This is a genomic window from Streptomyces sp. NPDC093261, from assembly GCF_044753645.1.
In the GTDB taxonomy this organism is placed as follows: domain Bacteria; phylum Actinomycetota; class Actinomycetes; order Streptomycetales; family Streptomycetaceae; genus Streptomyces.
Genome location: NZ_JBIVNO010000011.1, coordinates 222,838 through 241,499 on the forward strand (window position 1 = coordinate 222,838; position 18,662 = coordinate 241,499).

General features: G+C 72.4%; 14 protein-coding genes and 1 pseudogene. 9 read left to right on the plus strand and 6 right to left on the minus strand.

Going from position 1 to position 18,662, the window contains the following annotated elements; all coding sequences use genetic code 11:
- Window positions 1-160 precede the first annotated feature (160 nt).
- The 4 genes and pseudogenes from iolC to ACIP94_RS23850 all read left to right on the plus strand — a co-directional run.
- Window positions 161-1,117: a 5-dehydro-2-deoxygluconokinase gene (gene iolC, locus ACIP94_RS23835; RefSeq protein ID WP_402429015.1), complete on the plus strand. Its 957-nt coding sequence runs from the start codon at window positions 161-163 to the stop codon at window positions 1,115-1,117.
- A gap of 92 nt (window positions 1,118-1,209) precedes the next feature.
- Complete coding sequence (locus ACIP94_RS23840) at window positions 1,210-2,088, plus strand: deoxyribose-phosphate aldolase (protein ID WP_402429018.1); 879 nt, start codon at window positions 1,210-1,212, stop codon at window positions 2,086-2,088.
- A 98-nt stretch (window positions 2,089-2,186) separates the two neighbouring features.
- Window positions 2,187-4,094, plus strand: a complete 1,908-nt coding sequence (iolD, locus tag ACIP94_RS23845; protein WP_402429021.1) for a 3D-(3,5/4)-trihydroxycyclohexane-1,2-dione acylhydrolase (decyclizing) — start codon at window positions 2,187-2,189, stop codon at window positions 4,092-4,094.
- A gap of 28 nt (window positions 4,095-4,122) precedes the next feature.
- Window positions 4,123-4,333 (plus strand): annotated as a pseudogene (locus ACIP94_RS23850) (UTRA domain-containing protein); the annotation flags it as partial.
- A 67-nt stretch (window positions 4,334-4,400) separates the two neighbouring features.
- Here ACIP94_RS23850 and ACIP94_RS23855 read toward each other — a convergent pair.
- A complete protein-coding gene (locus ACIP94_RS23855; protein WP_402429024.1) occupies window positions 4,401-5,555 on the minus strand; it encodes a Gfo/Idh/MocA family protein in 1,155 nt (384 codons plus the stop codon).
- 110 nt (window positions 5,556-5,665) lie between these two features.
- Between ACIP94_RS23855 and ACIP94_RS23860 the strand changes: the two genes are divergently transcribed.
- Complete coding sequence (locus tag ACIP94_RS23860) at window positions 5,666-6,679, plus strand: LacI family DNA-binding transcriptional regulator (protein WP_402429027.1); 1,014 nt, start codon at window positions 5,666-5,668, stop codon at window positions 6,677-6,679.
- Between the two features lie 28 nt (window positions 6,680-6,707).
- Here ACIP94_RS23860 and ACIP94_RS23865 read toward each other — a convergent pair whose 3' ends face one another.
- The 5 genes from ACIP94_RS23865 to ACIP94_RS23885 form a co-directional block, all read right to left on the minus strand.
- Complete coding sequence (locus ACIP94_RS23865) at window positions 6,708-7,433, minus strand: class I SAM-dependent methyltransferase (protein ID WP_402429030.1); 726 nt, start codon at window positions 7,431-7,433, stop codon at window positions 6,708-6,710.
- A gap of 215 nt (window positions 7,434-7,648) precedes the next feature.
- A complete protein-coding gene (locus ACIP94_RS23870; protein WP_402429033.1) occupies window positions 7,649-10,132 on the minus strand; it encodes a SpoIIE family protein phosphatase in 2,484 nt (827 codons plus the stop codon).
- Window positions 10,133-10,304: 172 nt separating this feature from the next.
- Complete coding sequence (locus ACIP94_RS23875) at window positions 10,305-12,704, minus strand: MFS transporter (RefSeq protein WP_402429035.1); 2,400 nt, start codon at window positions 12,702-12,704, stop codon at window positions 10,305-10,307.
- Window positions 12,705-13,043: 339 nt separating this feature from the next.
- Window positions 13,044-13,487 carry an SRPBCC family protein gene (locus ACIP94_RS23880; RefSeq protein ID WP_402429038.1) on the minus strand — a complete coding sequence of 148 codons (444 nt, stop codon included), beginning with the start codon at window positions 13,485-13,487 and terminating at the stop codon, window positions 13,044-13,046.
- Window positions 13,488-13,532: 45 nt separating this feature from the next.
- Window positions 13,533-14,477, minus strand: a complete 945-nt coding sequence (locus tag ACIP94_RS23885; RefSeq protein WP_402429041.1) for an alpha/beta hydrolase — start codon at window positions 14,475-14,477, stop codon at window positions 13,533-13,535.
- A 361-nt stretch (window positions 14,478-14,838) separates the two neighbouring features.
- On the opposite strand from ACIP94_RS23885, the gene ACIP94_RS23890 reads away from it, so the two are divergent.
- From ACIP94_RS23890 to ACIP94_RS23905, 4 genes are all read left to right on the plus strand, one after another.
- Window positions 14,839-15,909, plus strand: coding sequence for an Rv2578c family radical SAM protein (locus tag ACIP94_RS23890; RefSeq protein ID WP_402429089.1), 1,071 nt, complete (start codon window positions 14,839-14,841; stop codon window positions 15,907-15,909).
- A 146-nt stretch (window positions 15,910-16,055) separates the two neighbouring features.
- Window positions 16,056-17,633, plus strand: a complete 1,578-nt coding sequence (locus ACIP94_RS23895; RefSeq protein ID WP_402429044.1) for an alpha/beta hydrolase — start codon at window positions 16,056-16,058, stop codon at window positions 17,631-17,633.
- A 55-nt stretch (window positions 17,634-17,688) separates the two neighbouring features.
- A complete protein-coding gene (locus tag ACIP94_RS23900) occupies window positions 17,689-18,087 on the plus strand; it encodes a RidA family protein (RefSeq protein ID WP_402429047.1) in 399 nt (132 codons plus the stop codon).
- Between the two features lie 40 nt (window positions 18,088-18,127).
- On the plus strand, window positions 18,128-18,661 hold the full coding sequence (locus ACIP94_RS23905; RefSeq protein ID WP_402429050.1) for a GNAT family N-acetyltransferase: 534 nt from the start codon (window positions 18,128-18,130) through the stop codon (window positions 18,659-18,661).
- Window position 18,662: the final 1 nt, after the last annotated feature.

The following is an 18,662-nucleotide window of genomic DNA, read 5'->3' on the forward strand; positions in this document are numbered from 1 at the left end:
AATACTTTGTTAAGACATTATTTCAGAAGTAGGTCCGAATGTAAGTACAAACCCTTGACAGCGACTTGTCGCGCGGCCTACACCTGTGAGGCGTCCGGACCAGGGCGCCCCGCCTTCCGGAGCCCGACGGCCCGCACCCCCCACGCGAGGAGCGACGCGCATGCCCGAGCCCGCCGACTGTTTCGATCTGATCACCATGGGACGCATCGGGGTCGATCTCTACCCACTCCAGACCGGTGTGCCGCTTTCCCGGGTCGAGTCGTTCGGAAAGTTTCTCGGCGGCTCGGCTGCCAATGTCGCGGTGGCCGCTGCCCGCCTCGGACGAAGCACCGCGGTCATCACCCGGACCGGGAACGACCCCTTCGGCACCTATCTGCACCAGCAGCTCAAGGACTTCGGTGTCGACGACCGCTTCGTCACGCCCGTGGACGCGTATCCCACCCCGGTCACATTCTGCGAGATCTTCCCGCCGGACGACTTCCCCCTCTACTTCTACCGCCGGCCCAAGGCCCCGGATCTGGAGATCCACACCGACGAGCTGGACTTCTTCGCCATCCGCGCGGCCCGCATCTTCTGGATCACCGGCACCGGACTGAGCGAGGAGCCCAGTCGCTCGGCCACCCTCGCCGCCCTCAAGGCGCGCGACAAATCGGGCACCACCGTCTTCGACCTCGACTGGCGCCCCATGTTCTGGGCCGACCCCGAGACCGCCCGTCCGTACTACGCCGAGGCCCTGCGGCACGCCACGGTCGCCGTCGGCAACCTCGACGAGTGCGAGATCGCCACCGGTGTGCGCGAACCGCGGGCCTGCGCCCGGGCGCTGCTGGACGCCGGGGTGGACCTCGCGGTCGTCAAGCAGGGACCCAAGGGGGTGCTCGCCGTGCACCGGGACGGTACGACGGCCGAGGTGCCACCGGTCCCCGTCGAGGTCGTCAACGGGCTCGGCGCCGGGGACGCCTTCGGCGGCTCGCTCTGCCACGGACTGCTCTCCGGCCGGCCGCTGGAGAGGATCATGCGCTACGCCAACGCGGCCGGGGCGCTCGTCGCCTCCCGGCTCGCGTGCTCCTCCGCGATGCCGACCGAGCCGGAGGTCGCCGACCTCCTGGCAGACGGCTGACCGCCCGCCGAGGGCTTCTCCCCACGGCCGGTCGTCGCGCCCCGGGCCACCCGCCCCGGCCGGCCGCCGCCACCCCCTGAACGGAGCCTGACTTGACCCTCAGCATCACCGACCTGGCCACGGTGCGCGCCCGGCATCCAGAGGCCATCGCCGAAGCCGCCGCCCGCCGCGCGCGCCGCCCGCTGATCGGCGACAGCGGCCGCCTCATGATCGTGGCCGCCGACCATCCGGCCCGTGGCGCGCTCGGCGTCGGCGCCCGCCCCCTGGCCATGGCGGACCGTGCCGATCTGCTGGAACGCCTGTGCGTCGCGCTGTCCCGGCCCGGCGTGGACGGGGTGCTGGCCACCGCGGACATCCTGGAGGACCTGCTGCTCCTCGGCGTGCTGGACGGCAAGGTGGTCATGGGCTCCATGAACCGCGGCGGACTCGCGGGGGCTTCCTTCGAGATGGACGACCGCTTCACCGGCCACCGCGCCGAGGACATCGAACGGCTCCGCTTCGACGCCGGAAAGCTGCTGCTGCGCATCGACTACGACGACCCTGGCTCCCTCACGACCCTGGAGTCCACCGCCCGCGCCGTCGACGCCATGGCCGCGCGCCGACTGCCGCTGTTCATCGAGCCGTTCATGGCGCGCCGCGTCGACGGCCGGGTGCGCAACGACCTGAGCGCCGAGGCCGTCACCCGGTCCATCGCCATCGCCTCGGGTCTCGGCGGCACCTCGGCCTACACCTGGCTCAAACTCCCCGTCACCGATGACGCCGACGACATGGCCCGGGCGCTGGAGGCGTCCACGCTGCCCGCCGTGCTGCTCGGCGGCGAGGTCGGCAAGGACCAGGAGGGGGCGTACGAGCGATGGCGCAAGGCCCTGCGGCATCCCACCGTCCAGGGCCTGGTCGTCGGGCGGTCCCTGCTGTATCCCGCCGAAGGCGGCGTGGAGAAGGCGGTGGACACGGCGGTCGGCCTGCTGTGACACCGCTGTACCCCCCGCGGTGCGGCGGGCCGTCACATCCCGCACCCCACCCGCCCCGTGAAACGCCCGCGACAGAACCCGTCCCCCGTGAGGTCCCGATGAGCCACCCGAATCCGTCCGTGCGCCGCCTGACCGTCGCCCAGGCGCTGGTGCGGTTCCTGTCCGCGCAGTACACCGAGCGCGACGGCGCCCGGCACCGGCTGATCGCCGGCACCTGGGGCATCTTCGGGCACGGCAATGTCGCCGGCCTCGGCCAGGCGCTGCTGGAGGCCGGCGAGGGCACGATGCCCTTCCACCAGGGGCGCAACGAGCAGGCCATGGTGCACGCGGCCGTCGGCTACGCGCGCCGGCGCAACCGGCTGTCCACGCAGGCGGTCACCACCTCGATCGGCCCCGGAGCCACGAACCTCGTCACCGGCGCCGCGCTGGCGACCGTCAACCGCCTGCCGGTGCTGCTGCTGCCCGGCGACTACTTCGCCACCCGCCCCGCCGACCCCCTGCTGCAACAGCTTGAGCACCCGGTCGAGGCGGATGTGTCCGTCAACGACACCCTGCGCCCGGTCTCCCGCTTCTTCGACCGGATCACGCGTCCGGAGATGCTGATCCCGTCCGCGCTCCAGGCCATGCGGGTGCTGAGCGACCCGGCCGAGACCGGCGCGGTCACCCTCGCCCTGCCGCAGGACGTCCAGGCGGAGGCCTTCGACTGGCCGGAGGAGTTCTTCGCCGAGCGCGTGTGGCGCGTACGCCGCCCGGTGCCCGACCCGGTCGAACTCACCGCGGCCGTACGCGCGGTGCGCGCAGCCGGGCGTCCGCTGATCGTGGCCGGCGGCGGCGTCCACCACAGCGAGGCCGAGGAGGCGCTCAGGGCGCTGGCCGAAGCGACGGGCATCCCGGTCGCGTCCACTCAGGCGGGCAAGGGCTCGCTGCGTCACGACCACCCGGCGGACCTCGGCGGCGTCGGCCACACCGGCACCGCCGTCGCCGACGCCATCGCCCGCACCGCCGACCTGGTCATCGGCGTCGGCACCCGCTACAGCGACTTCACCACCGCCTCCCGCACACTGTTCCAGCGCCCCGGCGTGCGCTTCGTCAATCTCAACATCACCGCCTTCGACGCCCACAAGCTGGCGGCCCGCACGCTGGTGGCCGACGCGCGCATGGGCCTGGCGGCGCTCGCCGAGGGCCTGTCGGGCCATCGGGTGGGCAAGGCCTACGAGGCCGAGTACCGGGCGGGCAAGGAGCGCTGGGAGCGGGTGGTGGAGGCCGCCTACCGGGCGGAGGACGAGAACGCCGTGCCCACCCAGACCCAGGTCCTCGGCGCGCTGGACTCCGTGGTCGGCGACGACGACGTGGTCATCAACGCGGCCGGCTCGCTCCCCGGCGATCTGCACAAGCTGTGGCGGGCCCGCTCGCCGCATCAGTACCACGTGGAGTACGGCTACTCCTGCATGGGCTACGAGATCCCGGCCGGCATCGGCGTACAGCAGGCCGCCCCGGACACCCCGGTGTGGTCGCTGGTCGGTGACGGCACCTATCTGATGATGCCCACCGAGATCGTCACCGCGGTCCAGGAGGGCCTGCCCGTCAATCTGGTCCTCATCCAGAACCACGGCTACGCCTCCATCGGCGGCCTCTCCGAGGAGACCGGCGGCGAGCGCTTCGGCACCGCCTACCGCTACCGCACCTGGGGGTCCCCCCGGACGAAGTCCGGGGAAGGGACCTTCACCGGGGCCCCGCTCCCGGTGGATCTGGCCGCCAACGCCGCCAGCCTCGGCATGGACGTCCTGCGCGCCAAGACCGTAGGGGAGGTGCGCGAGGCCCTGGCCGCGGCGCGCGCATCCGACCGGCCCACCTGCGTCTACGTCGAGACCGATCCGGCACCGGCCGCTCCGCCCGCCGAGGCGTGGTGGGACGTGCCGGTCGCCGAGGTCGCCACGCGCGAGGCCGCCCGGGCCGCCCGCGAGAGATACGACCGGCACGTCGCCGGCCGACGGCACCACCTCTGACTCCCCCACCCCATGGCAGGACAGCCCCGGCATCACCCTGCACAGCGCCCCGCAGTCCGTCGGTGCCCGCTGCGCCACCGCGGGGGAGGCCGCGGCTGCCGGACGAGCCCGAGGGGGCCGCCCTGCCGACCATGCGGCGCACGGCGTACGACGACACGGGCCGCGCGGTGGAGTACGGCACCCGCAGCTACCGCGCCTCGCGCTACGCCTTGGACTTCCGGCTGCCCGTCCGCCCCTGAAGCGCTCGCTCCCGGCCCGCTGAGGTGTGGACGCGGACGACAGGACGCGCCCTTCGGGGCACCAGGGTCAGCCGAGCTCCACCCATGCACCCCGCCGCGCTGAGCGGCTCATGGCATCCAGGGCGGCGGCACTGCGCACGGCGTCGTCGAGGGTGGGGCCGTACGCCCTGCCCTCCGCGACCGAGCGCAGAAAGTGATACGCCTCGATGACCTTCAGATCGTCGTAGCCCATGGCGTTGGCCGCCCCGGGCTGGAAGGCGGCGTACGCGCCGTGGCCCGGGCCGACGTAGAGGGTGCTGACGGGCTGGTCCTGGTAGGCGGTGCCGCGGCTGACGCCGAGTTCGCCCATGCGCCGGAAGTCCCAGAAGACCGCGCCCTCGGTGCCGTGCACCTCGAAGCCATAGCTGTTCTGCTCACCGACGGCGACCCGGCTCGCCTCCAGAACGCCGCGGGCGCCGGAGGCGAAGCGCAGCAGGCAGTTGACATAGTCCTCGTTCTCCACCGGACCCGGCTCGCCGCCCGTCGCGCGGGCATGGCCGGCGGTGGCGCCGGTCGGGCGGGCCCGTTCGGGGATGAAGACGGCGGTGTCGGCGGCCAGCGACGTGATCTCGCCCAGGAGGAAGCGGGCCAGGTCCACCCCGTGCGAGGCGAGGTCGCCGAGGACCCCGCTGCCGCCCCGCGCACGCTCGTACCGCCAGGTCAACGCGGACTCGGGATGGGCGGCGTAGTCGCTGAAGAGACGGATGCGGGCATGGGTGACGGTGCCGATGCCGCCGGAGGCGATCAGCTCGCGGGCGGCCTCGACGGCCGGTGCGTTGCGGTAGTTGAAGCCGACCGTGCCATGGACACCGGCCTTGGCGACGGCGTCCGCGACCGCGCGGGCGTCCTCGACGGTCAGACCGACCGGCTTCTCGATCCAGAGGTGCTTGCCCGCCTCGGCCATGGCGACGCCGATCTCACGGTGCAGAAAGTTCGGCGCGGCGACGCTCACCGCCCGGACGCGGGGGTCGGCGGCGATCTGCCGCCAGTCGCGGACCGCGTCGGCGAATCCGTACTGCTCGGCGGCCTCCTCGGCGCGGCCCGGCACCTCGTCGGCCACGGCGATCAGTTCGGGCCGCAGGGGCAGTTGCGGGAAATGGTGCGGCAGACGGACGTACGCCTGGGTGTGCACCCGTCCCATCCACCCGAACCCGACGACGGCGACGCCGAGCGTACCCACCATGACTGCCCCTCGTTGGACCGGTCCAGAGCTTGTCCGGCCCACACTGCGCCCGGTTCCCGCAGTTGTCAATCCCTTTGACAAGGGTGTGGGCCGTATGGAACGGTCCAGCCATGAGACCGCCGACGATCCGTGATGTCGCCGAACGGGCCGGAGTGTCGAAATCGCTGGTCTCCTTGGTGCTGCGCGGCTCCGACCAGGTGCGTCCCGAGAAGCGGCAGGCCGTGCTGGCGGCCGTGGAGGAGCTGGGCTACCGCCCCAACGCCGCCGCGCGCAGCCTCAGCGAGCGGCGCACCCGCACGGTGGGGGTGCTGCTGCACGACATGCGCAACCCCTGGTTCGTGGAGCTGCTCGACGGCCTCAACTCCCGGCTGCACGACGCCGGGCTGCACATGCTGATGGCCGACGGCCGGCTCGGCCGGCGCCTCGGCGAGGACCTCACCCGTACGTTCACGGACCTCGGGGTCGACGGGCTGGTCGCCGTAGGCACCCTGCCACCGTCCGAGGCGCTGCGGACGGCGGCGGTGCGGACTCCCACCGTGGTCGCCGGGGCCCGCGAGCCCGAGCTGCCCGCGGTGGACATCGTCGCGGGCGACGACGAGCACGGCGCCCGGCTCGCCACCGAGCACCTCATCGGACTCGGCCACCGCCGTATCGCCCATATCGCCGGGCAGGGGGTGGTCGGGGAACTGCGCCGGCGCGGCTTCGAGACGGTCATGCGCGAACACGGCCTGGCGGACAGGGTGGTCGTGGAACAGGGCGACCTGACGGAGGAGGGCGGCTACCGGGCCGCGGTCCGCCTGCTGGCGGCCCGCGAACGCCCCACCGCCGTCTTCGCGTTCAACGACATGGCGTGTGTCGGCGCCCTCTCGGCGGCCGGGCAGCTCGGCCTCCGGGTACCCCGTGACCTGTCCGTCGTCGGCTACGACAACACCTCTGTCTCCCGTCTGCGCCACCTGTGGCTCACCACGGTGGACAACGGCAGCCACGACGTGGGCCGCCGCGCCGCCCAGTGCCTGCTCGACCGTCTCGCCGAGCCCTCCCGCCCCGCCGAACTGGTGCTCACCACACCCTCGTTGGAGATACGGGGGACCACGGCCGCACCGCAGCGGTCGGGGCGGCCCTGAATCGCCCCGCGGGGGGGCAGACGGCCCGTCAGGCGGTCCGGCCCGCCACGATCCACTTCGACGGCAGCTCGATACGGGTGCCGTCCGCCGTGTGCTCGGTGGTGACCAGCGGCAGTTCACCGCTCGCCAGAACCGTCAGGCCCGCGGCGCGCAGATACTCCGGCACGGCGGCATCGGCCACCTCACCGGGTGCGATGCCGTGCCGGAAGACCGGGGCGAGCTTGGCGGGCGGCCCCCCGGGCCCCTGCGCCAGGCCCTTCAGCACGATCCCGGCCGCCTCGGCGAGCTCGACGAGGAAGACCCGGCCGCGCTCCCCCACCAGCGCCGCGATGCCGTCGACGAGCGGCTGCCGGTCACCGGGCTCGCACTGGTGGAGCACGCCTCTCATATAGACGTTGGCGTCGCCGAGTTCGGCGTGCAGCGTCGTGGTCTCGCCCTGATCGGCCGCGTCCAGCACACGGTATCCGGCCGTGCCCGCGGGATCGGCCCGGCGGGCGTGGTCGAGGGCCGAGGCCGCCAGGTCAACGCCTACGACATTGGGGAAGCGGCCGGCGAGGAAGCGGGTCTGGGTGCCGTTCCCGCAGCCGAGGTCCAGGAGGGGCAACCCCGGGTCCGCCAGCAGCGGTGCGAACAGGGGCAGGTGGACGGCCACGGTGAGCGCCGGTTCCGCGTCCCAGAAGACGGCCCCCGCCTCAGCGGGGATCTCGCTCCAGTACCCCTCCCAGGCCTGTCGGTACCGACTCGTCACGCTCATGCCCAACTCCCCAGGGTGCGCCCGCAGCCCGCCGGAGGTGACGGGCGAGATCGGTCTATCGCGCCCGGAGCGGGGCGACAAGCGCCGGGCGCATTCCTTCACCGTTCATGCGAGCCGTGTACGCCTCGACGTGTCCTGACCGCCGTGCGTGCGCCCACCGCACAGGCTGGCGATGCCCCCGACGGAGCGTCAATTCCAGTCCTCCGGCGACCCGTTCAGCGTCGCGGCGCGCGCGGGAGCGTCAGTTCGAACCACACCGTCTTGCCCGCGCTCGTACGGCTGGTTCCCCACTCGCGGGCCAGTGTGCTGACCACCCGCAGCCCGCGCCCGGACTCGTCGCCGGGACCCGCGTGCAGCAGTGTGGGCAGGGTGTGCTCGTCGTCGTCCACCTCGCACAACAGGGTGTCGCCGCGCACCAGACGCAGTTCCACCCGGTGGCCGTGCGCGTGTCGTACCGCGTTGGTGACCAGCTCGCTGACCATCAGCTCCGCGTGGTACGCGAGCGTGCCGAGCCCCCACTCGTGGAGCTGTTCGCGGACCACCGCGCGGGCCCGGCCCACCTCGGCCGGCTCGGGGGCGAGCCGCCACACGGCGACGTCCTCGGGCTCGATGCCGTTCAGCCGGGCCATCAGCAGCGCCACATCGTCCTTGCGGCCGCCGCGGGTGTTGAGGGCGCGGATGATCGTGTCGCAGGCGTCGTCCATCGAGGCCGCCGGGTGCGCCGCGGACTCGCACAGCGTCGCGAGGCCGACCCCGATGTCCTCGCCGCGCATCTCGACCAGGCCGTCGGTGCACATCACCAGGCGGTCACCGGGCGCCACCGGCACCCGCACGGACTCGAACGGCACCCCTCCGACGCCGATCGGCGCGCCGGTGGGCAGCTCGAGCAGTTCGCTGCGCCCGTCGTCGGCGCGGACGATCACCGGTGGGATGTGGCCGGCGTTGGCGAGGTGCAGCTCGCTCGCGATCGGGTCGTAGACGGCGTACAGACAGGTCGCGAGGTAGGTGTCGCCGAGCCGCTGGGCGAGGTCGTCCAGGTTGCGCAGCAGTTGGGCCGGCGGCAGGTCGAGAGCGGCCATGGTCTGTACGGCCGTGCGCAACTGGCCCATCATCGCGGCCGAGTTGAGGCCATGGCCCATGACGTCACCGACGACCAGGGCGGTGCGTGCGCCGGGCAGCTTCACGGAGTCGAACCAGTCGCCGCCGACGCGTCCGAGCAGGGTGCCCGGCAGATAGCGGGTGGCGATGTCGCAGCCCGCTCTCCGTGGCGCGATCTGGGGGAGCATGGTGTCCTGGAGCGTCTCCGCGACGTTCTCCTGGTACGTGTACATACGGGCGTTGTCGAGCACGAGGGCGGCCCGGGCGGCGAGTTCGGCGCCGGTGACCCGGTCCATGTCGTTGAACTCGACGCGCTCGGGGTGGCGCAGCAGGATCATGAAGCCCAGCACGACGTTGCGCGCCTTCAGGGGCACCACGAGCATGGACCGATGGGTGATCAGGGGCCGGATGTCACGCTTGTCGAACTGCGCGGCGATGGCGTGCCCCATCTCCTCGCTGATGCGCGGTACGAGGACGGGCTCGCCGCTGGTCATGCACTGGAAGAACGGAGTGTGCGCCGGGAAGGGCATGGCCTCGCCGACCGGCACGACATCGTCCCAGCGGCCCGGCTCGTCGGTGTGTTCCAGGGCGACGCGATGCCACATGGTGGTGGTGTCGGGCACGCCGTCGGGGAACCCCTCGCCGGCGACGACCTGTTCGCGCAGATAGGTGCCGGCCACGTCCGTGAAGCGGGGCACGACGGCCTGGCTGACCTCGATGATGGTCCGGGCCAGGTCGAGCGAGGTGCCGATCCTGCCGCTGACCTCGTTGAGGAACTCCAGGCGCTCGCGCACCGCGACATACTCGAGGTCCTCGCCCTCGTCCTGGGGGCCGTCCGGCACCGGCTCGCCGACCGCCGCGGCCCGCGCCGCCCGCTCCCGGCGCGCCTTGCGCTCCGCGCGCCGGGCCACGCCCCAGTCGGGGGTGACGGGCACCCGGTCGTTCTGGCTGAACTCCAGGATGGGATAGCCCAGTTCGAGGACCTGCGCGACGATGCGGACACTCTCGCCGACGCTCATGCTGGGCAGGATCTCGGGCAGCCGCCGGGCGAGTTCCTCGGCGCCGGGGAAATCGGTGTGCAGGGCGAAGCCGGGCGCGATCCGCTCGGTCACCACCCCGTCGTCATGGCGCAGCGCGTCCGCGTCGGCCGCCAGCACCAGCAGCCGTTCGGGTCCGGGGCCCACCAACGGGTAGGCCCACCACAGCACATCGGCCCTTCCCGGCCCCTCGCCCGGGGCGGCCCGCATCGCGCCGCCCCGGCGATCCGGCACGGTGAGGCGGGCGCGTCCCGCGGCCGGGTAGGACAGCCGCCCGTCGAGCGAGGACCCCAGTCCGGGGCCGAGTCCGTCGTACGCCGCGTACTCGCCGTAGGGGGCGGTCCCGTCGTTCTCGGGCAGGGCGCCGGAGACGGGCAGAAGATCGAGGGCGGGCCTGCCGACCGCGTCCTCGCGGGGCGTGCCGAACAGCATCCGCGCGCCCCGGCTCCAGTGGGAGACCAACCCGTCGCGGTCGACCACGACCACGGCGAGGGGGATACGGCCGGCCGCGCCGTCCCCGGCGGGATGGCCGGGAGGCCTGCCCTTCTCGGTGCCATGGTCCATGCCCAGGCCCTCTCTCCCCGCATCCGCAAGATCTGTGCGCACCACCACCGTACGGCGACGCCCGGGGCCGTGGGGGGTATTACGCGAATTGACCGCGGGGCGCCTCCGGCGCTCAAGGGGGCGCACAGGGCCGTGTCTCACCGCGGCTCGGCCGGGTGAGCAGGGCGTCCCTTCAGTCCTCGTGCCCGAGCTGAAGGTCGCGTTCCGTCCGGCCGCCCCCGGCGACCTGGAGCACGGTGGCGACCGGCGGGTACCCCGCGGCGATCACGGTGTACTCCCCGGACGACAGGTCGACGAACCGGAACGTTCCGTCGGCCCCCGTCGTCAGCGTGTCGACGACATTGCCCGCCGCGTCGAGGAGCGTGACCCGGGCGTCCTCGACCGGCCGTCCGCCGCCCGCGCGCACGGTGCCGCGCAGCACCGCCCCGCCAGCGAGTTCGACATCCTGCCGGGTCTCGCGGGAGGCCTGCACGGTGACGGGCAGCGCGGCCGGGCGGAACGCGGGCGCACTGGCGGCCAGGGTGTACTCCCCGGCCACCAACTCCGAGATGACATAGCCGCCCTCGCGCCCGCTGCGCGTACTCGCGACCACCTCCCCATGCACATTGGTGAGCGTGACGGCGGCGTCGCGCACCGGCGTGCCGTCGGCCGTCAGCACGCTGCCCGCCAGCCGGCCGGCGCCGCCGAGCACGACGTCCAGTTCCACGGGGCGCTCGCCCACGGTCACCGAGACCGCCTGCGGCTGATGGCCGCCGGCCGCGGCGATCAGGACGTAGGACCCCGATCCCGGCGTGGACAGCGCGTACCGCCCGTCCTCGCCGCTCGCGCCGCGCCCGATCTGCTGTCCCGCGACGTCGATGAGGGTGAGCGCCGCACGCGGCACCATGGTCCCGTCGGGGTGCTGGACCGTGCCGCAGACAGGCACCCCTGCGGCGTAGGGCGAACGCGCCGGCGGGACCTGGGAGGCGGGCGGGCACTCGGCGGGGGCGGCGTTGTGGGACACCAGTGGTTTCTCCTTGAGGAAGAAGGCGATGAGCAGGCCGAGGACGAGCACCGGCACGAGATAGAGGAAAACCCTCGGCATGGCGTCGGCGTAGGCCTCGATGTACGTGTCGCGCAGTGCGCGCGGCAGCGCGTGGACGAGCTGCGGGGTGATGGACTCGGGGTCGGGCAGTCGGGTGCCGCCACGCGGCGGGAGGCGTTGCTCCAGCGCGTCGGAGAGGCGGTTCGCGAAGAGCGTGCCGAAGACGGCCGCGCCCACGCTTCCGCCGATCTGCCGGAAGTAGTTGTTGGCGCTGGTCGCGGTGCCGAGGTCGGTGGGGCGCACGGAGTTCTGCACGGCGAGGACCAGCACCGGCATCACCATGCCGATGCCCGCTCCGAGGACCGCCATCCAGATGCTGTACTGGAGCCGGGGCGTGTCCACGGCGAGCCGGGACAGCAGCCACATGCCGACGGCCGCCACGGCGGTGCCGAGCAAGGGGAAGACCTTGTACCGGCCGGTGTGGCTGACGAGTTGGCCGCCGATGATGGAGGCGCCGACGATCCCGGCCATCATCGGCAGCATCAGCAGCCCGGACTCCGTGGCGCTCGCCCCGTCGACCATCTGGAGGAAGGTGGGAAGGTAGCTGGCGGCGCCGAACAGCGCCACCCCGACCACCAGGCCCACCAGGGCGGTGACGTTGAAGACGGCGTCGCGGAACAGCCGCAGCGGGATGAGGGGTTCGGCGGCGAACCGTTCGGCGAGCAGGAAGAGGGCGACGGCGAGCGCCGCGCCGGCGCCCAGTCCCAGGATGACGCGCGAACCCCACGCGTACTCGGTGCCGCCCCAACTGGTCAGCAGTACCAGGCAGGTGGACGCGGCGGCCAGCAGCAGGGTGCCGGGCACGTCGAGCCGGCCCTTCGCGGCGGGCTTCGGCAGTCTCAGCACCACGGTGACGACGGCCAGGGTGACAAGGCCGAAGGGCACGTTGATGTAGAAGCACCAGCGCCAGGAGAGATGGTCGGTGAAGTAGCCGCCGAGCAGCGGCCCTGCGACGGAGGCGAGGCCGAAGACGGCGCCGATCAGGCCCATGAAGCGGCCGCGTTCACGGGGCGGGACGATATCGGCGATGATCGCCTGCACACCGATCATCAGCCCGCCGGCTCCGACGCCCTGGACGGCGCGGAAGGCGATCAGCTGGTCCATGCTCCCCGCCCGTCCCGCGAGGGCGGAGCCGACCACGAAGGCGGCGATCGCGAACTGGAACACGCCCTTGCGGCCGAACAGGTCCCCGCACTTGCCGTAGACCGGCAGTCCCACGGTGGAGGTCAGGAGATAGGCCGTGATGGCCCAGGACATCCGGTCCAGGCCGTGCAGTTCGCCGACGATCTTCGGGAGCGCGGTGGCCACGATCATCTGGTCGAGGGCCGCGAGCAGAAGCGCGAGCATCAGCCCGACGAAGACGAGGCGCACCCGGCGGGGACCGAGCGGCATGGGACGTTGGGCAGCGGCCGGCTCCTGGGGCGCGTCCAGGAGCACGGGCGGCACGGCCCGCTCACTGTCCACGTCCATCACCGTCGTCCCGCCCACGTACCGCTCCCCTCGTCGCCGCTGCGCCGCCCATTTCTCGCATTGCGCGACAACTGGGTTCAAGCGCGGCGATTTGCGGGGGAACGGAGCGGTCCGGAGGTATCCGCCGGTCGGAGCCCTACGGCGTACAACCGCGCCATGCGGAAAACCACTCGAAACGGTGAGCGTGAGATTCAGCCGGACGACTGACGGAGTGCGCCCCGGGGGCTTGGGTTCGGGGCTTGGCGCCCCGGAGCGCACAAGGGGTCACGACGAAGCAGGGGGCTCACGCCGGTCGCGCGCGTTGCCGCCGCACGCCCGCGCCATACGGCCCCCTGCGTCACGCCACCGTTTCGCGCGTCACTTCTCCACCTCAGCGGCCAGCTTCGCGAGTTCCGCGTCGTAGATCCGGGTGAGACCCTTGGGGGCGAAGGTCTTCTCGAAGAAGCCGCCGATGCCGCCGGCACCCTTCCAGGTGGTGGTCACCACGACCCGGGAGCGGCCCTCACCGGCAGGGCTGACCCGCCAGGTGGTCACCATGGAGGAGTTGCGGTCCTTCTCGACCAGCTCCCCGTCGCTCGGCTCGCTGACCTCGAGCAGGCAGTCACGGACGCGCTTGCTGGTGGCCTGGAGCTTCCAGTGCACGAGGGTGCCCTCGCCGTCGCCGCCCTCGCGCACCTCGTACTCGCTGAACTGCTCCGGCAGCAGCCGCGCACGGGCGCCGCTGTAGTCGGCGAGGGTGTCGAACACCCTCTCCGCGTCCGCCGCGATGATCCGCTCCGTCGTGGCCTCGACCTGCGCCATGACCATCCTCTTCCTGTACGTGTGATGGTGGTGTCCGCCATCCCATCACACCCTCGGCACGGTGACGGACGGGGACGCCGCCACCGGACGATCGTCCGCGGCCGGCCGGCCGCGCCGGGCGCGGAGCGCCGCGAGACACTCCTCGAAGAAGCCCAGGGCGCGCAGATGGTACGAACGCGCCGCCCAGCCCAGGCTGATGTTGTGGCCGGCGTCCGGCTGGTGCTCGACCCGGAGTTCGGGTGCCGTGGCCAGCCGGGCGGTGATCTCCGCGATGTCCCGCTCCCCGTGCAGCCACCACGCCTCGTGCTCGGCGAAGGTCATCCGCAGGGGTACCCGGACGCGCGGCGCGAGGTCGTCGAAGATCCCCGGCCAGCGGGCGACTTCGTCCGCCTCGCGCACCGGCATGGGGGCCACCAGAGTGCCGAGCGAACGGAACGTGTCCGGCGGATACAGCCGCAGCGGGCCCCAGTTGCGTCCCCAGGAGGAACGGCTGAGGACCCGGGGCAGCTCGGCCGGTTCGATGTCGTAGCGGTAGCCGCAGCCCGACACGTCGAGGGCGAGCGGCCGGGGACTGTGCGCGGCGGTGACGAGGGCGAGTTTGCCGCCGTAGGAGTGGGCCAGCAGAAAGAACCCCGCTCCCGTGGGGTACCGCTGCGCGAACCGGTCCATGAGCGCGTCCAGCACCTCGGCCTGCTCGGCCAGGGTCTGCCCGGCGGGCAGCCGCTCCGCGGACAGTCCGTAGCCGGGCCGGTCCAGGGCGAGCACCGTGAAGCCGAGGCCGGCGCCGAGCGTCAGCAGGGAAAGGTCGGGGTGGGCCTGCCCGTCGAAGTAGCCGGCCCTCATGCCGCCGCCGTGCACGGCGACCAAGGTGGCCCGCGGCTGCCCGTCCGGCGGTTCGGCGAGCAGACAGGACAGGGTGACGCCCGCGGCGTCCAGGGTGAGGGGGCGCACGCCCGCGGACAGGGGCTGCGACCGATTCGGCGTCTCCACCCGTCCGTCATGCCACAGATCGCGGCAGGGAAGACGAAGGACGCGCCGACCTTACCGTCGCGCACTCACCGACTCGGGACGCCTCGGAGAAAAATCCGCAGGTCAGAGCCGAGGCACCGGGAAATCAAACTCCCCATCGAATCCACTCCGCGATCACGGCCGAGTGTGCCCTCCACCCTCCACCCTCGCCCTGCGCTCTCCTCGGTCGCCCTCGCGCACCGGGTCGGGCTCGTGTCCGGCACCGGCTGACGCCGGGCGGGAGATCCCCGGGCGCGGCCCGGAGGCCTTGGGCTTCGCTCGCCCCTCGCGATCATGGGAACGTATGTTCTATTGTGTGGCCAGTGCTACCGAGGAGGTGCCCATGCGCTGGGACCATCTGGCCGAGAACCCCGCCACGGCCCGCGACGCCGCACTGTTCGAGGCGGACGCGGTGACCACCCGCACCTTCGACAGTCCGGAGTTCCGCGGGATCACCTTCCACGAGGTCCGGGCCCGCTCGATCGTGAACCGGGTGCCGGGCGCCTCGCGTATGCCGTTCGAGTGGACGGTCAACCCTTATCGAGGGTGTACGCACGCCTGCGTGTACTGCTTCGCCCGCAAGACGCACAGCTATCTGGACCTCGACACGGGACTCGGCTTCGACTCCCAGATCGTGGTGAAGGTCAACGCCCCCGAGTTGCTGCGCGCCCACCTCGGCTCGCGCCGCTGGCATGGCGAGCACATCGCGATGGGCACCAATGTCGACTGCTACCAGCGCGCCGAGGGCCGCTACCGGCTGATGCCGGGCATCATCTCGGCCCTGCGCGACCACGCGAACCCGTTCTCCATCCTCACCAAGGGCACCCTGATCCTGCGCGATCTCGACCTGCTCAAGCAGGCGTCGGAGGTCACCGACGTCGGCATCTCGGTCTCCGTCGGCTTCGTCGACCAGGAGCTGTGGCGCACCGTCGAACCGGGCACCCCGGCACCGGAGCGCCGACTGGACGTGGTGCGCACCCTGGGCGAGCACGGCATCGGCTGCGGTGTGCTGATGGCCCCGGTGATCCCGTTCCTCGGCGACGACCCGGCCCAACTGCGCGCCACCGTCAGGGCGATCGCCGCCGCCGGGGCCACCTCGGTGACCCCGCTGGTGCTGCATCTGCGCCCGGGCGCCCGCGAGTGGTTCATGGCCTGGCTGGAGCACCGGCACCCGTGGCTCGTACGCCGTTACGAGCGGCTGTACGCGGAGGGCGCGTACGCCCCGAAGTGGTACCAGCGCCGGATCACGCGCCAGGTGCACGAACTGGCACGGGAGTACGGCATCGGGCCCACGCCCGCGGGCATGCCGCGCAGGATCCGGCGGCCCGAGCCCACGGCGCCCGGCCCCACACCGACCGGGCCGGCCAGGTCGGAGCAGACCGTGACCGGGCCGACACAACTCTCCCTGCTGTGACCATGTCGCAGGGCATCCGAGGGCTTCCGGCTACCCAATCGGGTCAAGCGCCGCCAGAACACGCTCTTTGGGACGTCCCTTTCCGGGAGCATGCGGCGAGGACCTGACAGCCGTGGTCCACCCCCCTCCGTCCTGGGAGGACTGATATGAGAAAAGGCGCAGCCGTGCTGTGCGGTGCCGCCCTCATGATGGCCGGAATGCTCCCCGCGGTCCCGGCCGACGCGAGCCCGCCGCGTGCCGCGGCCACCGTGCAAGCGGCCGAACCCATCTGGAAGAACTGCGCCACCGCCACGCGCCCGACGCTCCAGTGCGCGTCCGTGACGGTGCCGCTCGACTACGCCAACCCGCGCGGTCGGCAGATCACGGTGGCGCTGTCGCGCGTCCCGCACACCGCGAAGACATCCCAGGGGCCGCTGCTGGTCAACCCGGGCGGACCCGGCGGCAGCGGTCTGAAGCTCGCCGGATTCGTCGCCTCCGCGCTGCCCAAGGCGGTGGCGGCGCAGTACGACGTCATCGGCTTCGACCCGCGCGGCGTGGGCAGGAGCGAACCGGCCCTCAACTGCCGCCCCGGTCACTTCGACCCGGTGCGCCCGGACTCGGTACCCACTACCCCCGCGCTGGAGCGGGCCAACCTCGCCCGCACGACGGCCTTCGCCCGGGACTGCGCCCTGAAGTACGCGAGCGTGCTGCCCTACATCAATACGATCAGCGCCGCCCGGGACCTGGACACGATCCGGCAGGCGCTCGGGGCCGAGAAGGTGAGCTACTTCGGCTACTCCTACGGCACCTACCTGGGCGCCGTCTACGCCAGGCTCTTCCCGCAGCGGGTGCGCCACCTCGTACTCGACTCCATCGTCGACCCCACGGGCGTCTGGTACGACGACAACATCCAGCAGGACTACGCGTTCAACGACCGTCATCTGGCGTTCCTGGCCTGGGTCGCCCGGCACGACGGCACCTATCGGCTCGGCACCGACCCGGCCGTGGTCGGGGCCAAGTGGTACGCGATGCGGGCGGCCCTGGCCAAGACCCCTGCCCGGAACACGGTGGGCGCCTCCGAACTCGAGGACACCTACATGCCGGGCGGCTACTACAACGGCTACTGGCCGCGCCTGGCCACCGCGTTCGCGGCCTATGTGAACGACGGGAACTCCGGGCCGCTGGTCGACGCCTACCACGCCCTGGGCGCGGTCACCGCCTCGGGCGACAACGGCTACAGCATCTACGCGGCGGTGCAGTGCCGTGACACCTCCTGGCCGCGCGGCTGGGCGCAGTGGCGCAAGGACACCTGGGCGGTGTACGACAAGGCGCCGTTCATGACCTGGAACAACACCTGGTACAACGCGCCGTGCGCCTTCTGGCCGACGACCGGGCTCCGGCCGGTGAACGTGGCCAATGACGCGCTGCCGCCGACACTGCTGTTCCAGGCGACCAACGACGCGGCGACCCCGTACCACGGCGGTGTGACGGTCCATCATCTGCTGCGCCGCTCCAGTCTGGTGGTGGAGGAGGGCGGCGGCAACCACGGCATCTCGCTCAGCGGGAACTCCTGCCTCGACAAGTACCTCGCGGCGTACCTCACCGACGGCACGGTGCCGCGCGGCAGCGGCGGGATCGACGCGGTGTGCCCCAGGCTGCCCGATCCGGAACCGACGACCGCCAAGACGGCCGGCGCCTCCGGACGCGGCTCGACACTGCACGGGCTGCTCGGCTTCCACGGCTGAGCGGCCCGCCCGGCCCGTCGGGGGCGTTGTCACACCCGTGGTCCACCATGGAGCCATGAGTGAGCTGACCCGAATCCCCGCCCCCGACGGGGTCGCCCCCGCCGCCGCGTACACCCATGTCGTCATGGGCACCGGACGCTTCGTCGCGATCTCCGGCCAGCTCGCGCTGGACGAGCACGGGGGGCTCGTCGGAGAGGGCGATCCGGCGGCACAGGCCCGGCAGGTCTTCGAGAATCTGCGCCACTGCCTGGCCGCCGCCGGGGCCACGTTCGACGACGTGGTGAAACTGACCTACTTCGTCACGGACATGGCGTATCTACCGGCGATCCGCACGGCCCGCGCCGCCCACATACCCGGGGACCGCCTGCCCGCCTCGTCGGCGGTGCAGGTGGCGGCGCTGGTGGGCCCCGAGTTCCTCATGGAGATCGAGGCGTTCGCGGTGCTCCCCGAATAACCCGTGGCCCGGCATGGCCGCGCCCGTCTACGGTTCCTCCATGGACGGCCGGCTGCTCATCCGCGACATGGCGTTCGCCGACTGCCGACGCGTGAGCGAGATCCGCGTCGGCGGCTGGCGGACCGCCTACCGGGGACTGATCCCCCAGCCGTATCTCGACGCGCTCGACGTGGACGCCGACACCGAGCGGCGCCGTGCCCGTCTCGCGGAGGGCGACGGCCGGGTGGTGAACCTGGTCGCCGAACTGGACGGCGAGACGGTCGGGTGGGCCGCGCACGGACCGTACCGGGAGGGCGAAGTCCGCACCGGGGACGCCGAGTTGTACGCGATCTACGTGGCCCCGGGCCTGCTCGGAGGCGGCATCGGCCGGGCCCTGCTCAGGGAGGCGGTCCGCAGGTGCACCGGGGCCGGACACCCGCGCATGTATCTGTGGGTGCTCAAGGACAACGTGCGCGCCCGGCACTTCTACGAGCGGGCCGGCTTCCACGCCGACGGCACCGAGGAGCCATTCGAGGCGCACGGGGTGGCCGTGCCCGAGTTGCGGTACGCGGCCGTACTGCCGCTGCCCGGCTGAG